This is a genomic window from Embleya sp. NPDC025285, from assembly GCF_055558835.1.
Window position 1 is genome coordinate 44,943 of record NZ_JBVHLU010000032.1, and the last position, 18,704, is coordinate 63,646.

The 18,704-nt window shown below is 71.2% G+C and carries 16 protein-coding genes; 13 read left to right on the plus strand and 3 right to left on the minus strand.

Annotated features, from left to right (window positions below; all coding sequences use genetic code 11):
* The first annotated feature begins 209 nt into the window (after positions 1–209).
* The 6 genes from eccD (at position 210) to ACZ4FV_RS22475 (ending at position 7,144) form a co-directional block, all read left to right on the plus strand.
* Positions 210–1,550: a type VII secretion integral membrane protein EccD gene (eccD, locus tag ACZ4FV_RS22450; protein ID WP_465323125.1), complete on the plus strand. Its 1,341-nt coding sequence runs from the start codon at positions 210–212 to the stop codon at positions 1,548–1,550.
* 144 nt (positions 1,551–1,694) lie between these two features.
* Entirely contained in the window at positions 1,695–1,982 is a 288-nt protein-coding gene (rpsO, locus tag ACZ4FV_RS22455) for a 30S ribosomal protein S15 (RefSeq protein ID WP_020553079.1), read from the plus strand.
* A gap of 271 nt (positions 1,983–2,253) precedes the next feature.
* The gene (locus tag ACZ4FV_RS22460; protein WP_395862170.1) at positions 2,254–4,476 is read left to right on the plus strand and encodes a polyribonucleotide nucleotidyltransferase; all 2,223 of its coding nucleotides are present in this window, start codon (positions 2,254–2,256) and stop codon (positions 4,474–4,476) included.
* Positions 4,473–5,834, plus strand: a complete 1,362-nt coding sequence (locus ACZ4FV_RS22465; protein WP_465323126.1) for a M16 family metallopeptidase — start codon at positions 4,473–4,475, stop codon at positions 5,832–5,834. Before ACZ4FV_RS22460 ends, ACZ4FV_RS22465 begins: the two co-directional genes overlap by 4 nt.
* A gap of 93 nt (positions 5,835–5,927) precedes the next feature.
* On the plus strand, positions 5,928–6,680 hold the full coding sequence (dapB, locus tag ACZ4FV_RS22470) for a 4-hydroxy-tetrahydrodipicolinate reductase (protein ID WP_395862173.1): 753 nt from the start codon (positions 5,928–5,930) through the stop codon (positions 6,678–6,680).
* Between the two features lie 5 nt (positions 6,681–6,685).
* A complete protein-coding gene (locus tag ACZ4FV_RS22475; protein ID WP_395862175.1) occupies positions 6,686–7,144 on the plus strand; it encodes a hypothetical protein in 459 nt (152 codons plus the stop codon).
* Positions 7,145–7,184: 40 nt separating this feature from the next.
* Here ACZ4FV_RS22475 and ACZ4FV_RS22480 read toward each other — a convergent pair whose 3' ends face one another.
* Both ACZ4FV_RS22480 and ACZ4FV_RS22485 read right to left on the minus strand, forming a co-directional pair.
* Positions 7,185–7,859 carry a TetR/AcrR family transcriptional regulator gene (locus ACZ4FV_RS22480; protein WP_395862177.1) on the minus strand — a complete coding sequence of 225 codons (675 nt, stop codon included), beginning with the start codon at positions 7,857–7,859 and terminating at the stop codon, positions 7,185–7,187.
* Between the two features lie 95 nt (positions 7,860–7,954).
* A complete protein-coding gene (locus ACZ4FV_RS22485) occupies positions 7,955–8,500 on the minus strand; it encodes a GNAT family N-acetyltransferase (RefSeq protein WP_395862179.1) in 546 nt (181 codons plus the stop codon).
* Positions 8,501–8,674: 174 nt separating this feature from the next.
* Between ACZ4FV_RS22485 and ACZ4FV_RS22490 the strand changes: the two genes are divergently transcribed.
* The 7 genes from ACZ4FV_RS22490 to ACZ4FV_RS22520 all read left to right on the plus strand — a co-directional run bounded on the left by ACZ4FV_RS22490 (position 8,675) and on the right by ACZ4FV_RS22520 (position 15,744).
* Positions 8,675–9,409 carry a hypothetical protein gene (locus tag ACZ4FV_RS22490; protein WP_465323127.1) on the plus strand — a complete coding sequence of 245 codons (735 nt, stop codon included), beginning with the start codon at positions 8,675–8,677 and terminating at the stop codon, positions 9,407–9,409.
* A gap of 49 nt (positions 9,410–9,458) precedes the next feature.
* Positions 9,459–10,202 (plus strand): FAD-dependent thymidylate synthase, encoded by a 744-nt coding sequence (gene thyX, locus ACZ4FV_RS22495; protein ID WP_465323128.1) that lies wholly within the window; start codon positions 9,459–9,461, stop codon positions 10,200–10,202.
* A gap of 276 nt (positions 10,203–10,478) precedes the next feature.
* Complete coding sequence (gene dapA, locus ACZ4FV_RS22500; protein ID WP_395862184.1) at positions 10,479–11,378, plus strand: 4-hydroxy-tetrahydrodipicolinate synthase; 900 nt, start codon at positions 10,479–10,481, stop codon at positions 11,376–11,378.
* A 125-nt stretch (positions 11,379–11,503) separates the two neighbouring features.
* The gene (locus ACZ4FV_RS22505) at positions 11,504–13,192 is read left to right on the plus strand and encodes a ribonuclease J (protein ID WP_395862186.1); all 1,689 of its coding nucleotides are present in this window, start codon (positions 11,504–11,506) and stop codon (positions 13,190–13,192) included.
* Between the two features lie 408 nt (positions 13,193–13,600).
* On the plus strand, positions 13,601–14,104 hold the full coding sequence (locus ACZ4FV_RS22510; protein ID WP_402231866.1) for a peptidoglycan-binding domain-containing protein: 504 nt from the start codon (positions 13,601–13,603) through the stop codon (positions 14,102–14,104).
* A gap of 178 nt (positions 14,105–14,282) precedes the next feature.
* Positions 14,283–15,203, plus strand: a complete 921-nt coding sequence (locus ACZ4FV_RS22515; RefSeq protein WP_402231864.1) for a type IV toxin-antitoxin system AbiEi family antitoxin domain-containing protein — start codon at positions 14,283–14,285, stop codon at positions 15,201–15,203.
* A 19-nt stretch (positions 15,204–15,222) separates the two neighbouring features.
* A complete protein-coding gene (locus ACZ4FV_RS22520) occupies positions 15,223–15,744 on the plus strand; it encodes a GNAT family N-acetyltransferase (RefSeq protein ID WP_402231862.1) in 522 nt (173 codons plus the stop codon).
* A 330-nt stretch (positions 15,745–16,074) separates the two neighbouring features.
* Here the strand turns inward: ACZ4FV_RS22520 and ACZ4FV_RS22525 are convergent, their stop codons facing one another.
* Positions 16,075–18,597: a SpoIIE family protein phosphatase gene (locus tag ACZ4FV_RS22525; protein ID WP_402231860.1), complete on the minus strand. Its 2,523-nt coding sequence runs from the start codon at positions 18,595–18,597 to the stop codon at positions 16,075–16,077.
* Between the last annotated feature and the right edge of the window lie 107 nt (positions 18,598–18,704).

Consider the following 18,704-nt stretch of genomic DNA (forward strand, 5'->3'; position numbering starts at 1 on the left):
GTGCGTGCGCCGCATCCTACCCGCCTCATCGACGCTCGGTGGCGAATCGTAACGCGGCGTATATAGAGTGCCTCGTCGTCTCGGACCCTCGGCGCCGCGGGGCACGGTTCGGCGCACGGGCCGGCGACCGGCACGGCCGGCGATCGGCAGGGAACGACCGGCAAGGGCAGCGACGACCAGGGGCAGTGCCCAGGAGGGAGTCCGCACCGATGAACTCCACGACCACGACGGTCACCACCGGGTTCGCCCGGATCACCGTCATCGCGCCGGATCGCCGCGTGGACCTCGCACTGCCGGAGGAGGTCCCGCTCGCCGAGCTGTACCCGGAGATCCTCCGGCTGTCCGGGCAGACCCAGCGCAACGGCGCGGTGACCGGCTTCCGGCTCACCCGGCTCGACGGCGCACCCCTGGACAGCGCGCTCACCCTGGCCGGGCAGCACGTCCGCGACGGTGAACTGCTGCGCTTCACCGCGCTCGCGGACGTGCCCCCGCCGCCGGTCTACGACGACGTGGCCGACTCGGTGGCGACCTCCGTCACCGGCGACCACCGGCTGTGGACTCCGGCGATGTTGCGGATGGCCCCCCTGCCGCACGGCCTGCCCGCCGTCGCCGCCGGCTCGACGGCCCTGGTGCTGACCGCGGTCGCCGGCGTGCGGTCCCGGGTGTACGGGGACCGGGTGGGCGGCGCGGTGCTGGGCCTGGGTGCGCTGCCGAACGCGTTCCTGGCCGGACTGGGCACGATCGAACCGCCGGGACACGAGGGCCCGGGCCGGGTGCAGTTCCTGGCCGCGTGTGTCGCGGTCCTGCCGGTCGCCACCCTGATCGCCGCGCTGCTGCCCGAACGCGGCGCGGTGTACATCGCGGCCGCGGGCGCCGGCGCGCTCGGCACACTGGCGACCTTCGGCCTGATCGCCTTCGCCGGCGGCCCGCGCGAGACGGCCGCCGTCGCCGGCACCGTCGGCGTCGCGGCGATCGCGTTCCTGCCCTCCTGGGCCGCGCGACTCGCCCGCCTGCCGATCGGCTTCCTGCCCGCGGACGCGCCGACCGCCCGCCGGAGCGACACCGTCGACCACGCCGACATCGCCGCCCGCGCCCGCGACGGCCACCGGATGCTCAGCGGCCTCACCGGCGCGTGCGGCGCGGTGATCGTCGCCTCCTGCGTCGTCCTGGGCAACGCGGACACGTTGTGGACCGGGATCCTGACCGCAGTCCTCGCCCTGATCACCCTGTGCCGAGCCCGCCTGTTCCGGCACACCACGCAGGTCACCGTGCTGTACACGGCCGGCCTGCTCGGCCTGGCCACGCTCTTCGTCGGCCTGGCCCTGGACACCCGAATCCCGGACGTGGAGCGCCAGGGCTGGATCTTCGCGCTCGCGTGCGCGGTCGGCGCCCTGTTGGCGATCATCGCCGGCACGGTGCCCTCGCGTGGCCTGTCACCGTTCTGGGGACGGATGCTGGACCTGTTCGAAGGCATGTTGATGGTGTCCGTCGTCCCGTTGTGCCTGGCCGTTCTGGATCTGTATGACAAACTGCGGAACATCACGGCCTGAAGCGCTCCTGCTAGGGTTGTCCATATCCCGGAGCCGCGTGCCCGGGATGCGCGCTGCCCACGGGCCGCGCGCCCGCACCATGTGAGCCCAGTTGCCTCCGTGAGTCAGACCGGAAGCGCTCACCACCTTGCAGAGGGAGAACACGTGTCGCTCGACACCGCAACGAAGAAGCAGATCATGGCCGACTACGCCACCAAGGAAGGCGACACCGGCTCCCCCGAGGTGCAGGTCGCGATCCTGAGCTACCGCATCAACGAGCTCACCGCCCACCTCAAGGAGCACAAGCACGACCACCACAGCCGCCGGGGCCTGCTGCTCCTGGTCGGCCAGCGTCGTCGCCTGCTCGGCTACCTGGCCAAGAAGGACATCGAGCGCTACCGCACGCTGACGGACCGCCTGAGCATCCGCCGCAGCGGCGTCGGCATCCGCTAGTAACACACGACGGGGGAGCGGCTTTCGCAAGCCGCTCCTTCGCCGTATCCGGACCCGGCTTTTTGTAGGCTGTGTCCCGCACGCGCAACAAAGACGAACACGACAGAGAACTGGGAGCGCCGCGTCGCGACCAAGGCGCCGACCTACAGCGCCGGTCCTCGGTAGTGGCCCCCGGGTAACGCACCCGGGTGCTTCGATCGAAGACCGGCTCGGCCGGCCCTCAGGCGTCATGCGCCGCGGACCTCCCTCGAAACGAACGAGGAGGGCACCCGTGGAGGGTCCCGACATCAGCTTCGCCGAAGCCGTCATCGAGAACGGTACGTTCGGCAACCGCACCATCCGCTTCGAGACCGGCCGGCTCGCCCGGCAGGCGGCGGGTTCCGCCGTGGTCTACCTGGACGACGACACCATGGTGCTCTCGGCCACGACCGCCTCGAAGCGCCCGAAGGACCAGCTCGACTTCTTCCCGCTGACGGTGGACGTCGAGGAGCGCATGTACGCCGCGGGCAAGATCCCCGGCTCGTTCTTCCGTCGTGAGGGCCGCCCGTCCGAGGACGCCGTCCTCACCTGTCGCCTGATCGACCGTCCGCTGCGTCCGTCCTTCAAGAAGGGCCTGCGCAACGAGATCCAGATCGTCGAGACGATCATGGCGCTCAACCCGGACCACCTGTACGACGTCGTGGCGATCAACGCGGCCTCGATGTCCACCCAGCTCGCGGGCCTGCCCTTCTCCGGCCCGATCGGCGGCGTCCGGGTGGCGCTCATCGACGGCACCTGGGTCGGCTTCCCCACGCACACCGAGCTCGAGCGCGCCGTGTTCGACATGGTCGTCGCGGGCCGTGTGCTCGAGGACGGCGACGTGGCGATCATGATGGTCGAGGCCGAGGCCACGACCGGCACGATCGAGCTGGTCAAGGGCGGCGCGGACGCGCCGACCGAGGAGGTCGTGGCGGACGGCCTCGAAGCCTCCAAGAAGTTCATCAAGGCGCTGTGCGCCGCGCAGGTCCAGGTCGCCGAGAAGGCCGCCAAGGAGACCGGCGAGTTCCCGGTCTACCTGGACTACCAGGACGACGTCTTCGAGGCGCTCGCCGCCGCGGTCACCGACGAGCTGTCGGCCGCGCTGACCATCGCCGGCAAGCAGGCGCGCGAGACCGAGCTCGACCGGGTCAAGGACCTCGCCGCCGAGAAGCTGCTCCCGGCGTTCGAGGGTCGCGAGAAGGAGATCGGCGGCGCGTTCCGCTCGCTCACCAAGAAGCTTGTGCGTCAGCGCGTGCTGCGCGACAAGGTGCGCATCGACGGTCGCGGTCTGACCGACATCCGCACCCTGTCGGCCGAGGTCGAGGTCATCCCGCGGGTGCACGGCTCGGCCCTGTTCGAGCGCGGCGAGACCCAGATCCTGGGCATCACCACGCTGAACATGCTGCGCATGGAGCAGATGCTCGACACGCTCTCGCCCGAGACGCGCAAGCGCTACATGCACAACTACAACTTCCCGCCGTACTCGGTCGGCGAGACCGGCCGGGTGGGCTCGCCCAAGCGCCGCGAGATCGGCCACGGCGCGCTCGCCGAGCGCGCCATCCTCCCGGTCCTGCCGGCCCGCGAGGACTTCCCGTACGCGATCCGTCAGGTGTCCGAGGCGCTCGGCTCCAACGGCTCGACCTCGATGGGCTCGGTCTGCGCGTCCACGATGTCGCTGCTCAACGCCGGTGTGCCGCTCCGGGCGCCGGTCGCGGGCATCGCGATGGGTCTGATCTCGGACGAGGTCGACGGCAAGACCGAGTACGTGTGCCTGACCGACATCCTCGGTGCCGAGGACGCGTACGGCGACATGGACTTCAAGGTCGCCGGCACCAAGGAGTTCGTCACCGCGCTCCAGCTCGACACCAAGCTCGACGGCATCCCGGCGTCGGTGCTCGCCGGTGCGCTCAAGCAGGCCAAGGACGCCCGCCTGCACATCCTCGACGTGATGATGGAAGCCATCGACACGCCGGACGAGATGTCGCAGTTCGCGCCGCGCATCATCACCGTCAAGATCCCGGTGGACAAGATCGGCGAGGTCATCGGCCCGAAGGGCAAGATGATCAACCAGATCCAGGACGACACCGGTGCCGAGATCACCATCGAGGACGATGGCACGATCTACATCGGTGCCTCGGACGGCACCTCGGCCGAGGCCGCGCGGGCGACGATCAACGCGATCGCCAACCCGACGATGCCCGAGGTCGGCGAGCGGTACCTGGGTACGGTTGTCAAGACCACCACGTTCGGCGCGTTCGTGTCGCTGATGCCCGGCAAGGACGGTCTGCTGCACATCTCGCAGCTGCGCAAGATCGCCGGCGGCAAGCGGGTCGAGAACGTCGACGACGTGATCAAGGTCGGTGACAAGGTGCAGGTCGAGATCGCCGAGATCGACCAGCGCGGCAAGCTGTCGCTCGTCCCGGTCATCGAGGGCGAAGACAACGCCGAGGCCTCCGAGGACGCTGCCGCCAAGTGACGTCCTCCTCGTCGAAGATCCAGGCCGCTGCGTCCGCGCAGCGGCCTGGTTCCACGAAGACCCTGCTGCGTGACGCGGACGGCACCGGTGCCGTCCGCCGCACCGTCCTGCCCGGCGGCCTTCGGGTGATCACCGAGAACATGCCGTCGGTACGCTCCGCGACGTTCGGCATCTGGGTCGGGGTCGGCTCGCGGGACGAGACCCCGGCCCTGGCCGGCACCTCGCACTACCTCGAGCACCTGCTGTTCAAGGGCACCGAGAAGCGCGACGCGCTGGAGATCTCGGCCGAGCTGGACGCCGTCGGTGGTGAGATGAACGCGTTCACCACCAAGGAGTACACGTGCTACTACGCACGCGTGCTCGACACCGACCTCCCGCTCGCGATCGACGTGATCTGCGACATGGTGACCGGCTCGCTGATCGACGCCGAGGATGTGGACGCCGAACGCGGCGTGATCCTCGAGGAGATCGCGATGAACGAGGACGAGCCCGGCGACCTCGTGCACGAGCTCTTCTACGACGCGATGCTCGGCGACGCCCCGCTCGGTCGTCCGGTGCTGGGCACGGTCGAGTCGATCAACGCGCTCACCCGAACCCAGATCAGCGGCTACTACAAGCGTCGCTACAAGGCGCCGAACATGGTGGTGACCGCGGCCGGCAACATCGACCACGCCAAGGTGGTCCGCCTGGTCAAGAAGGCGTTCGCGCACGTGCGCGTGGACGAGGCGGCGGTGCCCTCCGCGCCGCGTGCCGCCGGCCGCGGCGTGCGTTCGGCCGGCAGCGTACGGCTGCTGAACCGGCCGACCGAGCAGGCCCATCTGGTGCTGGGCATGCCCGGGCTGGCCCGGGACGACGACCGGCGGTTCGCGCTCAGCGTGCTCAACACCGCGCTCGGCGGCGGGATGAGTTCGCGGCTGTTCCAGGAGATCCGGGAGAAGCGCGGCCTGGCCTACTCGGTCTACTCCTTCCACTCCGGCTACGCCGACCTGGGCGTGTTCGGCATCTACGCCGGCTGCCAGCCCAAGAAGGCCCGCCAGGTGATCGAGATCTGCCGGACCGAACTGGACCGGGTGGTCCGCGAGGGCCTGCCGCAGGACGAGATCGATCGGGCGATCGGGCAACTGCGCGGCTCGACCGTGCTGGGCCTGGAGGACACCGGCTCGCGGATGAGTCGGATCGGCAAGAGCGAACTCGTCTACGGCGAACACCTCTCCGTCGACGAGGTGCTGGCCCGGATCGCGGCGGTCACCGCCGCCGAGATCCACGACGTGGCGGGGCAACTGTTCGCCGCGCGACCCACGCTTGCCGTGGTCGGACCGTTCGCCGACGACGCGGACTTCGTCGCCACGTCGGCCTGATCGAAGTGCGATCACGTGCGATCGAAGTCTGGTCGAACGCTGATCGAACCCTGATCGATGCGAAATTCCGCTGACTGGAGAGTGCGCGACATCATGACTGCAATCCGGGTGGGTGTGATCGGTGCGGCCGGCCGCATGGGTTCCGAGGCGTGCCGGGCGATCGAAGCCGCGGCCGACCTCGAACTGGTGGCGCGTGTCGACGAGGGCGACGACCTCGCCGACCTCGCCGAGGCGGGCGCGCGGGTCGCGGTGGACTTCACCCACCCGGGTGTGGTCATGGGCAACCTCGAATACTGCGCGGGCGCCGGCATCCACGCCGTCGTGGGCACCAGCGGGTTCACTCCGGACCGGCTGGCGCAACTGCGCGAGTGGCTCGCGAAGAGCCCGGAGACCGGCATCCTGATCGCGCCCAACTTCGGCATCGGCGCGGTGCTGATGATGCAGTTCGCGGCCAAGGCGGCCCGGTTCTACGAGTCGGCCGAGATCGTCGAACTGCACCACCCGAACAAGCTGGACGCGCCCAGCGGCACCGCCCGCCGGACCGCCGAGCTGATCGCCGAGGCACGCGGGAAGGCGGGCCTCGGGCAGATGCCCGACGCGACGGTGGACGACCCGGACGGCGCGCGCGGCGGCAAGGTGGACGGTGTCCCGGTGCACGCGGTCCGGCTGCGCGGCCTGGTCGCGCACCAGGAGGTCCTGCTCGGCGACGAGGGCGAGATGCTCACCATCCGGCACGACTCGTTCCAGCGCACGTCCTTCATGCCGGGCGTGCTGCTCGGGGTGCGTCGCGTGGTCTCCGCGCCCGGCCTGACCGTGGGCCTGGAACACTTCCTCGACCTGGACTGACCATCGTGAAACAACGTGTCACCGCGCTCGTGCTGATCGCGGTTCTGGTGTTCTACGTGTTCCTCGTCGGCAGTCGCGGCCTGATCGCGATCCGCGACGGGGAACCGGTCACCATCGTGCTCGGCCTGGCGATCCTGCTCGTGCCGGTCGTCGGCGCCTGGTACATCTGGCGCGAGGTGCGCTTCGGCTTCGCGATGCAGCGGCTCGCCCGCGAACTCGAGGCCGAGGGCGCGCTGCCGCCGGACGAGTTGAGCCGCACTCCGGGCGGCCGGGTCGACCGGGACAGCGCGGACGAGGTGTTCGAGCGGCGCAAGGCCGAGACCGAGGCCGCGCCCGAGGACTGGCGGGTCTGGTACCGGCTGGCCGTCGCGTACGGCGACGCGCGCGACAACGCGCGCGGGCGCCGGGCGATGCTCACCGCGATCCGGCTGCACGCGGGCAAACCCCGCGTCGGCTCCGCCTGATCGTCTCGACACCCCGCCCGATCGGCCCGCGTCGGCTCCGCTAACCGGCCCGGGCCGGCCGGCCCGTCGGGGGCTCCAACGCGGCCAGCACCTGCGCCGACACCGGCGCGGCCAGGATGCCGACCACCGCGTCCACCAGGTCCGCCACGAAGGCCGCCGGCGGCAGCACGTCCTGCGCCTGCCCCTCGTGCACGCGCTGCTCGCGATCGGCGGTCGCGTGCACCGCCAGACTGCCGCCCAGCCGCAGCCGGTTGCGCCGGACCGCGACCGGCAGGTGTCCCAGCGCGAGGTCGATCAGGCGCCCGAACTCCGGCGAACTGCCCTCCAGGCCCATCGCCGGCAGCGCGTACGTGGTCGCGCCCACGTGCTGGTGCACTCGGGCCAGGAAACGCAGGTAGAAGCTGCCGCCGACGTCGATCTGTTCGGCCAGCGGGCGCACCATCGCCTCGGCCAACGCCCTCGGTTCCCGGTCGAGCCCGGCCCGGACGAGTTCCCGGACCAGGTCCTCGCGGCGCGCGTTGACGGTGGTGAGCCGAAATCCGAAGATCGCCCGGATCAACTCCTCCTTGTCGCCGAAGTGGTATTGCGCGGCGGAATTGTTGCGCTGACTCGCCGCGACACTGATCTGTCGCAGCGAGACCGCGTCGATTCCGTGCACGGCGAAGAGCCGCTCGGCGGTGAGCAGAAGGCGCTCGCGGGTCGGAGTTCGGCTCACGGCGCCCACGTTAAGACGGCTGACTTACCTTGTTCAATGGCACATCGATGTGGTGTTCGCCGTGCCGCTCGGCCGTTTCGCCCACCGATTCCCGATCACCGCGGATCGGCCACCGCCGTGTGCAATCGCACCTGTCGGATCACCGCACCGCCCGGCTCGTCCACCCACAGTTCGCGCGTCGCGCCGTCGGGCGCCCAACCGGTGCCGACCAGGAAGTCGTACAGCGGCTTGTCGCTCTCCAGAACCCAGGTCACCAACGTTTCCACGCCGTCCGTCGCCGCGTCCGCGACAACGGCCGTCAGCAGCCGGGACGCGTGGCCCTCGCGCTGCCGCGGCGGGTCGATCACCAGGATCGCCAACTCGCCCGCCCGCGCCGGGTCGAGATCCTCGTCCGAGCCGGGCACCAGGGCCGCGAAGCCGGCCACGGTCGAGCCCGCGCAGGCGACCAGCAAATGGTGCCGGGGCGAGGGTGGCGCGAGCGCCGCGTCCTCCCACTCGGCGGCCAGCGCGTCGGGCGTGGCGGCCTCCAGAGCGGCCGCGGGCAACACCCCGGTGTAGGCGTCGTGCCAGGCCCGGGCATGCGCGGCACCCAACTCGGCACCGTCGCCGGCGTGGGCCGGGCGTACGTACGGATCGGTCATGTGGCGCCCCCATCGTCGAGTTCGGCCGATTCTCGCGCGCGCGGGCGGCCCGTGTCCCGCGCTCGCCGAACGCGCACACGCGTGGGCGACACGCGCCGAAGGCGCTGCCGCCCTCGTGCGCGGCGTGCGACGCTGTCCGGCAAGGATTGGTGGGCGCGGCAGCGAAGGATGGTCATGGGGGTCCGGATCCGACGAATCGCCCCGGCATGCGCGGTGGTCGCGCTGCTCGCGAGCGGCTGCATGGTGGGTCCGACGATCGACGACGAGAAGTCGAGGACGGCCCCCGCGGGCGCCACCGGCAATCCGCCGGACCTGCCGGACAAGAACCCGACGGGCGGTTCGACGCCGGGCGCGCCGCCGCCCACCGGCGGTTCCGCCCCGCCTGCCCAGGTCCCGCAGAAGCAGGGATCGCACACCTACTCGAACGGTCTGACGGTGGCCACGCTGCCGCTCGTGGTGACCCGCACCGCGAGCGTGCCGAACGAGAAGCGTGAGACGGTCGACGTCTCGGTCCCGATCCGCTACGCCAACCGGACCGGCTCGAACCTGCTCGCCGACCTGTTCGCCGTGACGCTGTACGCCGGGCCGGACGCGCTGCCGTGCGCGGCCGCGAAGGTCGGGCCCGCCCGCAGCGGTCCGGAGCAGGCGGCGCGCAACGCCGACACGGTGATCACCTACAACTTCGCGGTGCCCCGGGAGTACGTCGGCAAGCTGCTGATCCAGGTGCAACCGTTCATGTCCCGCCTGGACAAGGTGTCCTTCGAGACCTCGGTGGCGTTGCCCGCGGGTGCTCCCACCAGGCCCGCCGAGGGTCCGTCGACGCAGCCGACCACCGTGGTGGTACCCCGGTCCACGCCGACGGCCGGCGGCTCGGCCACGGCGTCCGGCGACGCCGGTGGGCGTGGTTAGGCTGGGGCGCCCACCCCACCGGGATCAGATCGACGAGGAGCCACCCCGCGTGACCGAGACACCCCAGGAGAATCCGTCCGCCATCCGCTTTCGCAGCGACGTCACGGTGGAGCTGATCAAGCACAGCGCCGCCGACCAGGACGTGTTGTGGGCGGCTCGGGTCTCCACGGCGGGGGAGAAGTCCCTCGACGAGCTCGAAAGGGACGCCTCGCGGTCCAAGGGGCTGATCAATTTCCTGATGCGGGACAAGCACGGCAGTCCGTTCGAGCACAACTCGATGACGTTCTTCGTGAGCGCGCCGATCTTCGTCTTTCGCGAGTTCCACCGGCACCGCGTCGGCTGGTCGTACAACGAGGAAAGCGGCCGCTACCGCGAGCTGCAGCCGGTGTTCTACGTGCCCGCCGAGGACCGCAAGCTGGTCCAGCAGGGCAAGCCCGGCGCCTATGTCTTCGTGGACGGGACCCCCGAGCAGTACAAGACGGTGGACGACGCGACGCGCGAGTCCTACGCGGCCGCCTACGCGGGCTACCAGCGCATGCTGGACACCGGCGTCGCACGCGAGGTGGCGCGCACCACGCTGCCGGTGGGCCTGTACTCGTCGATGTACGCGACCTGCAACGCGCGTTCGCTGATGCACTTCCTCGGGCTGCGCACCAAGCGCGACGACGCGACCTTCCCGTCGTTCCCGCAGCGCGAGATCGAGATGGTCGCGGAGCGGATGGAGGCCGCGTGGGCCGAGCTCATGCCGCTGACCTACGCGGCGTTCAACACGAACGGCCGGGTCGCGCCGTAGGGTTGAGCCGTCCGAGTGGTCAAATCGGCACATAGGGTGACATTAGAAATTTTTCGCCCGAATCCCTAAGGTTTCGCCCGTGGTGGTCGATACTGAAAGAGATCAGGCGCTGCTCGAACCCCCGAGCGGGCAGCGCCTGGTCCTTGTTTTTGTCCGGGGCGCGCTCGGGCCGCGTCGGTGCGGCGCCGACGCCGGGACTGCTCCGCACGGGCCGTCGAAGTCTCATAGGGCGGGTGCTACCCGCAGGTCAGGTGTGCGCCCGGTACCGTTTGGGCCATGGCTCCGACGTCTACCCCCCAGACCCCCTTCGGCCGGGTCCTCACCGCGATGGTGACCCCCTTCACGGCCGACGGTGCGCTCGACCTTGCCGGCGCCCAGCGCCTGGCCTCCCACCTTGTCGACGCCGGCAACGACGGACTCGTCGTCAACGGCACCACCGGCGAGTCGCCCACGACGAGCGACGCGGAGAAAGAGCAAGTGGTCCGGGCGGTCCTGGAGGCCGTGGGCGATCGCGCGTTCGTGGTCGCCGGAGTCGGCACCAACGACACTCGGCACTCGGTGGAGCTGGCCCGGCAGGCACAGGCCGCCGGCGCGCACGGTCTGCTCGTGGTCACGCCGTACTACAACAAGCCCCCGCAGGAGGGCCTGTACCGGCACTTCACCACCGTCGCCGACGCCGGCGACCTGCCGGTGATGCTGTACGACATCCCCGGCCGCAGCGCCGTGCCGATCGAGACCGAGACGCTGATCCGGCTCGCCGAGCACCCGCGGATCGTGGCGAACAAGGACGCCAAGGGCGACCTCGCGTCCGCGAGCAGGGTGTTGGCGAGCACCGACATGGTGTACTACAGCGGTGAGGACATGCTGAACCTGCCGCTCCTGTCCATCGGCGCGGTCGGTGTGGTGAGCGTGGTCGGGCACCTCGTCTCGGCGGAGCTCCGCGCGATGATCGACGCCTACGTCGGCGGCGACGTCGCCAAGGCGCGCGAGATCCACCAGCGTCTTCTTCCGGTGTACACCGGCATTTTTCGTACCCAGGGCGTGATCCTCACCAAGGCCGCTCTGGGATTGCAGGGCCTGCCCGCCGGGCCGCTGCGGCTGCCGCTGATCGAGGCCTCCAAGGCCCAGATCGCGCAGCTGAGGCAGGATCTCTCGGCGGGTGGGGTAGAGCTGTAAACAGGAATATCTGTAAGTAGTGCCCCGGGCGGGTACCACATCCGCCCGGGCCGAACACGAGCTTTTGCGCGTCCCCGTCCGGCCGTCCAAGACGGCCGGGCGGCGGCACGTGGCGAGGAGAGAACTTGAGCCATCCTCATCCCGAATTCGGCCCGCCGCCGGTGCTGCCCAAGGGCGGCCTTCGGATCACCCCGCTGGGTGGTCTCGGCGAGATCGGCCGGAACATGACCGTCTTCGAGTTCGACGGCCGACTGCTGATCGTCGACTGCGGGGTGCTGTTCCCCGAGGAGGAGCAGCCCGGAGTCGACCTCATCCTGCCGGACTTCAGCTCGATCCGGGATCGCCTCGACGACATCGAGGCGATCATCCTGACGCACGGCCACGAGGACCACATCGGTGCGGTCCCGTACCTGCTGCGGGAGAAGGCCGACATCCCGCTGATCGGGTCGAAGCTGACCCTCGCGTTCATCGAGGCCAAGCTCACCGAGCACCGGATCCGGCCGTACACGCTCGAGGTCAAGGAAGGCGACATCGAGCGCCTGGGTCCGTTCGAGTGCGAGTTCATCTCGGTGAACCACTCGATCCCGGACGCGCTCGCGCTGGCCATCCGCACCGAGGCCGGCACCGTGGTGCACACCGGCGACTTCAAGATGGACCAGTTGCCGCTGGACAACCGGCTGACCGACCTGCCCGCGTTCGCGCGGCTGGGCACCGAGGGCATCGACCTGCTGCTCGTGGACTCCACGAACGCCGAGGTGCCCGGCTTCATCCCGGCCGAGCGGGACATCGCGAGCGTGCTCGACCGGGTCTTCGCGGACGCCGACCAGCGGATCATCGTGGCCAGCTTCGCCAGCCACGTGCACCGCATCCAGCAGGTGCTGGACACCGCCTACGCCTACGAGCGCAAGGTCGCCTTCGTCGGCCGCTCGATGGTGCGCAACATGAAGATCGCCGGGGACCTCGGCTATCTGAAGATTCCCGCCGGGCTGGTCGTGGACGTCAAGACATTGGACGACCTGCCGCCGGACGAGGTGGTGCTTGTGTGCACCGGCTCGCAGGGCGAGCCGATGGCGGCGCTGTCGCGGATGGCCAACCGCTCGCACCAGCAGATCCGGATCGTCGAGGGCGACACCGTGGTGCTCGCGTCCTCGCTGATCCCGGGCAACGAGACCTCGGTCTACCGGGTGATCAACGGGCTGACCCGCTGGGGCGCCAAGGTCGTGCACAAGGGCAACGCCAAGGTGCACGTCTCCGGCCACGCCTCGGCCGGTGAACTGCTGTACTTCTTCAACCTCACCCGGCCGCGCAACCTGATGCCGGTGCACGGCGAGTGGCGCCACCTGCGCGCCGCCGCCGACCTGGGCATCAAGACGGGCGTGCGCAAGGACCGGGTGGTGCTGGCCGAGGACGGCCTCACCGTGGACCTGGTCAACGGTGTCGCCAAGATCACCGGCAAGGTGCAGGCCGGGTACGTCTACGTGGACGGTTTGTCCGTGGGCGACGTGACCGAGTCCTCGCTCAAGGATCGTCGGATCCTGGGCGAGGAGGGTTTCGTGTCCGTGTTCCTCGCCGTGGACTCCTCCTCCGGCAAGGTGGTCGGCGGACCGACGATCACCGCGCGTGGATCGGGCATCGACGACGCCCGCTTCGACGCGGTGATCCCGAAGATCGAGGAGATGTTGCAGAAGGCGGCCGCCGACGGTGTGGCGGAGCCGTATCAGCTCCAGCAGCAGGTGCGCCGGATCGTGGGCAAGTGGGTGTCCGACACCTATCGGCGCCGGCCGATGATTCTGCCGGTGGTCGTGGAGGTCTGAGACCTCGCCGACGGTTTGCGTGGGGCCCGCTACGAATTCTTCGTAGCGGGCCCTTTGTCGTCGTCGTTGTCGTTTGGTGGTGGCGGTGGCTTGTCGTGTGCGGGCGGTGGTCGGGGTGGTGCCGGTCGGGTCCCGGTTGTGGTCGCCGGCGGCGGCGGGTTCTCGACCGGTTGTGCGGGGTGAGAGGGGTCGGGGGTGGGCGTCGGGTGTCGGTTCCGTGGGGAGAGCGCCGGAAATGGGGCGGCAATAACGACATTCGGTCTGATTTTGCGATGTGGAAGTCGGGTTTTCGTACCTCTCGGTGCCGCTGATGCCGGCTCCTAACGTCGGTCGTGTTCGGAGGGCACTCGGTCCTTCGGGCTCAGGACAGGTCGACACGGTCGACAGGATCGGCAGTCAGGAGCAGAGATGAACGCGGTACAGCGGAACCGGCGCTGCGGCGGACCGCGACGGGGTGCGGAGCCGCCGACCCCGCAGACCCCGCCGATCCCGGCGCCCCGGCCGCCCTCGGCCCGGCCCGGGCTGCGGCGTCGGGGGCGGGTCGCGGCGATCGCGCTGACCTCGTGCGCGGCGTTGGGTCTGGGCACGGGGATGACGGGCCCCGGGTCGCCGGCGGCGGCCGCCTCGCGCTGCGATCACGTGGCCAAGGACAACCGGCCGGAGTTGCGTGAAGGGGATCGGGACGACGCGGTCGCCCAGGTGCAGTGCCTGGTCGACACGAGGTCCGGTGCCCCCGGGGACCTGCCGGTGAGCGGCGTGTTCGACGCGGCCACCGCGGACGGGGTCCGGTGGGTGCAGAAGTGCAGCGGCCTCGATCCGTCGGGGGTCACGGACGCGGCCACCTGGAAGGTGCTCTACCGCGCGAAGAAGGGATGCGGCAAGGCGGCGGAACCGGCGATCGGGATCGGCTGAGAGGGCGGGTGAAGCCGGGAGGCGGGGCGAAGGGGCGTCGCGGGTCGGCCGGGGGCCGGGCCGTGGGGGCGGTTCGGGCCACGCGCCGTGCACAGGCCGGGTGTGATGGTCACACTCATCCCGGGGGCTGTGGACGACGGGCGGCACGCGCGGAGGGGACGCGCGCACACTGACCCGCATGACGCCGACCGACCTTTCCGCCCTGCTGTCCCGACCCTTCACCCTCGCCGTCGCGGCCCGCCACGGCATCGGCCGGTCGGTCGTCCGGCGCCTGGTGCGCGACGGCGACGTGCGTCGGGTCATACACGGGGTCTACGTCGGCGCGCACGTCGTCGACACGTTGGAGGTGCGGGCCCGGGCCGCGGTCATGGTGCTGCCCCGCGGGGCCGTGGTCTGTGGGCGCACCGCAGCGTGGTTGCACGGCGTGCGCGTTCCGGCGGATCCCCGGGACGAGGCTCGGCGCACGGCACCGATCGAGGTGGTCGTGCCGGTGGGGGCGGCTCTGCCCCGCCGGCACGGCTGCCGGGCCCGGGTCATGGCGCTGGCGGCCGGGGAGGTGGTGTGGCCGGGCGGGATCCCGGTCACCTCGCCGATCAGGACGGCGGCGGACCTGGTCCGGACCTCGGATCGGGACACCGGCGTGGTGGTGCTCGACGGCTTCCTGCGGGCCGGTCTCATCCCGGCCGGCGCGTCGGCCGGGCTGCTCGGACGCTACGCCGGTCATCCGGGGCGCTACCGGCTCGCCGAGGCGGTGCGGCTGGCCGACGGGCGCAGCGCGAGCGAGGACGAGACCCGACTGCGGCTGGCGCTGCTCGGCGCGGGGTTGCCGCCGGTCGAGGTGGGGTGGGAGCTCCGCTCGGCGTTCGGCCGGATCATCGGCCGCTTCGCGCTGGCCTGGCCCGCGGCGCGGGTCGGGGTGGAGTTGACGGCGGATCGGCAGTGGGTGCGGGCACGGCACCGGAGCGTCGCCGGGCAGGGCTGGCTGGTGCTGGAGTGCCCGACGGCGCAGGCGCGCCGGGACCCGGCGGCCACGGTCGCCCGGATCGGGTCCGAGTTGCGGCTGCGCGTGCGGGGAAACGCCGGCGACATCGCCGCGTGAGCGCCGGCATGCTGCGGCGATGAACGTGAACGAGACCGCGTGGGTGCGCACCGGTCGGCTGGACCTGATCCCGGTCGAGGTCGATCACGCCGAGGAGATGGCCGCGGTGCTCGGTGATCCGGCGCTGCACACCTTCATCGGCGGTGCACCGGAGGATCCGGATGAGCTGCGGGCTCGGTACGAGCGCTGGGCGAAAGGTTCGCCCGATCCCGAGGTGGTCTGGTTGAACCGGGTGATCCGGCTGCGCGCGGGGGAGCGCCTGGTGGGCACGGTCCAGGCCACGGTCGGCCCCGGTCCGGTCGCCGAGGCGGCCTGGGTCGTGGGTGGAGCGTGGCAGGGCCTGGGCATCGCCAAGGAGGCGGTGGTCGCGTGGGTGACCTGGTTGCGCGCGCACGGCGTCGAGGAGGTCCGCGCGCACATCCACCCGGCCAACCTCGCCTCCGCCGGCGTCGCGAGAGCCGCGGGCCTTCGTGTCACCGACACCTGGCAGGAGGACGAACAACGCTGGTCGACGGGCCGCTTCGCTCCGAACACCAGCTGAGCCCGGCGCCGACGAACCCGTCGGGATCCGGTGGCCCCGGGCCTGTCTTCGATCTCTCGCCGAGCCCCACCACGTCCGGCAGCACATCCGCCCTCGGGCTCCGCGCTGCGCTCGCCGCCCGGAAAACACCCGAACGCAACCACGATGCGGGCGCTTCTCCGGTACGCCGACGCTCGGAGACCGCCCGTCGGGCGCCTCGCTCCGGTCCCGCCGCGGAGCCCGAGGCGGGATCGAAGACAGGCGTCGGGGCCGCCGGCTCCCGGCCCCTCGAGCGAGCGGCCGGCGGCCGGGGCAGCACGGTTTGTCGGGGCGTCGGGGTGTTCGTCCCGGTCAGTCCTCGCCGGAGACGCGCATGACCAGGATGGCCATGTCGTCCCGGGCCTGTTCCTCGGCGAACTGTTCGACGGCGCGGTGGATTCGGGTCGCGACCGCGCCCGCGGTCAGTCCGGTGCAGCCGGAGAGCACCTCGGCCAGGCCGTCGTCGCCGAGCATGCGAGTGCCCTCGCGGCGTTCGGTGACGCCGTCGGTGACGCAGACCAGGACGTCGCCCGGGTCCAGGTCCACCGTCTCCAGGACCAGATCGACCTCGTCCAGCACGCCCAGCAGTGGTTGTGGCGTGGCCACCGAGGTGACCGTGCCGTCGGGGCGCAGCCGCAGCGGGAGCGGGTGTCCCGCGGAGACCAGGCTCAGCCGGATGCCGCCGCTCTCGCGGTGGGTGATGTGGCCGTGCAGCAGGGTCAGGAACCGGCTGCGCGGTCCCTCCTCCAGGATCGCGGTGTTCAGCCGCTGCAGGACGGCCGGTACCGACAGCCCCTCGCGGGTCAGCAGCCGCAGGGCCTGGCGGGCCAGCCCGGTGACCGCGGCCGCCTCGGGACCGGTTCCGCACACGTCGCCGATCGCGAAGCCCCATTTGTCGCCGCCGATGGTGAACAGGTCGTAGAAGTCGCCGCCGACCTCGTTGCCCTCGCCGGAGGCCTGGTAGACCACCTCGACGTCGACCCCCGGGATCTTGGGCAGCTCCGGCGGTAGCAGGCTGCGCTGCAGGGCCTGGCTGGTCGAATTCCGCTCGGAGTACAGCCGGGCGTTGTCCATCGCCAGCGCGGCGCGCCGGGACAGGTCCTCGGCCAGTTCCAGGGTGTCCCGGCGGAAGCGGTCGCCGGCCAGGATGCCGAAGGTCAGCATGCCGATGCCCCGGCCGCGGGCGACCAGCGGCAGGGTGACCGCCTCGCCGGTGACCAGGTCGGCGTGCTCGCGGACGACCTCCGGGTCCAGGTGCCGCAGGCCCAGCCAGCGGCGCGCGCCCGGGGTGGGCTGGGCGCGCGGCGGCTCCGCCCGGTCGAGCAGCGCGCGCAGGTCGTCGATCCGCATCTCGTCGGCGTGCCACACCACGCTCAGCACCGGCGCGTGCGACTCGCCGGTGTGGACCGCGCACCACGTGCCGAGCCGGGGCACCACGATCTGGGCGATCATCGCCAACGTCATTTCCGGGTCCAGGGTGCCCGCGAGCAGGTCGGACGCCTCGGCTAGGAAGGACAGCGAGCCCCGGCGGACACGTTCGAGCTCGGACAGCCGGGCGCTCTCCACGGTCAGCGAGACCCGGTCGGCGGCGCGCTGGAGCCGGGCCGCGTCGTCGTTGTCGAAGCGCGCGGCGGACTCGGAGGCGACGCCGAGGGTGCCGGTCAGCCGGCCCTCGACCTTGAGCGGGACGGTCACCGCCGAGCGCATCCGGGTGTCCTGCAGGATCGGCACCGCGTCGGGCCCGGCCTCCAGGTCCTCGTGCACCGCGGGCATCCGGGCCGAGCCGTAGCGGCCCACCGAGGTCTCCACCGGCACCCGGGACAACCGATGCGCGGCGCCGGCCAGGCCGGTGGTGGCGCGCACCTCCATCTCGCTCTCGTCGTCGGTGGCCAGCAGGACGAACGCGGCGTCCGCGTCGAGCAGGTCACGGGCCCGTTCGACGGCGCGTTGCAGCAGGTCCTCCAGACCCAGCCGGCTCAGCCCGTCGATGCCGTCCCACTCGTTGTCCACCGGCACCGCACCGCCCGCGCGACCGCGGGAGCCGTCCCGGTGCTCCAGCACGGCCCGCGCCTGGGCGGGCACCAGCAGGGCGACCAGGGCCGGATCGCCGCCCGCGTCGCGCAGCCGCACATGGGACGCGAACACCCGGGAGGCGACCCCGTTCGCGGCGCGGATGTCGTAGCCGCCCTGCCAGCGGGACAGCTCCAGCATCTCGTCCAGGGTCAGCTCGGTACCGGGCGTCTGCGGCCACGCGACCAGGTCGTTCAGCGCCATGCCGATCGCCTCGTCGTCGGTGAGGCCGAACAGCTCGGCGGCCTCGGTGCTCCAGTGCGTCACCTTGCGCGAGGCGTCCGCGTGCAGCACGGCCACGCCGACCGGCACCGTGGCGTCGGGCAGCGCGTTGGCCGGCAGCAGCGGCCCCGCCGAGCTGGTCGCCGAGACCGGGTCGGGCAGTTCGAGCCGGAACCAGACGCGCTTGACGTTCTTGGCGTACTCGACGCCCCACGCCGAGGCCAACGACGCGGACAGGAACAGGCCGCGCCCGCTTTCGTCGCCGTCGTCGAAACCGGTGGCGGGCTCGGGCAGCTCGCGGCTGGGGTAGTGGTCGGTGACCTCGATCTGCACGCCGCCGTCGTAGCGCACGCACGAGACCTCGGCCGAGGTACCCGCGTGCACGATCGCATTGGTGACCAACTCACTGGTCAGCAGCACGGCGTCGTCCACGACGTCGCCGGCGTCCCAGTCGCTGAGCGTCTTGCGGACGAACGAGCGCGCGGCCGCCACGGACCTGCCCTCGGGTGCGAAGGCAGCGCTCATCCGGGCAGTGATGAGCATGCTCGTTCCCTGATCCATACACTCCCGCATCTGCGACGAACGGCGGCTGCGGTGACGAATCCGGCTCCACAGTCCGGCAGATTCGCACCCTATCGGTTTCGGACGAT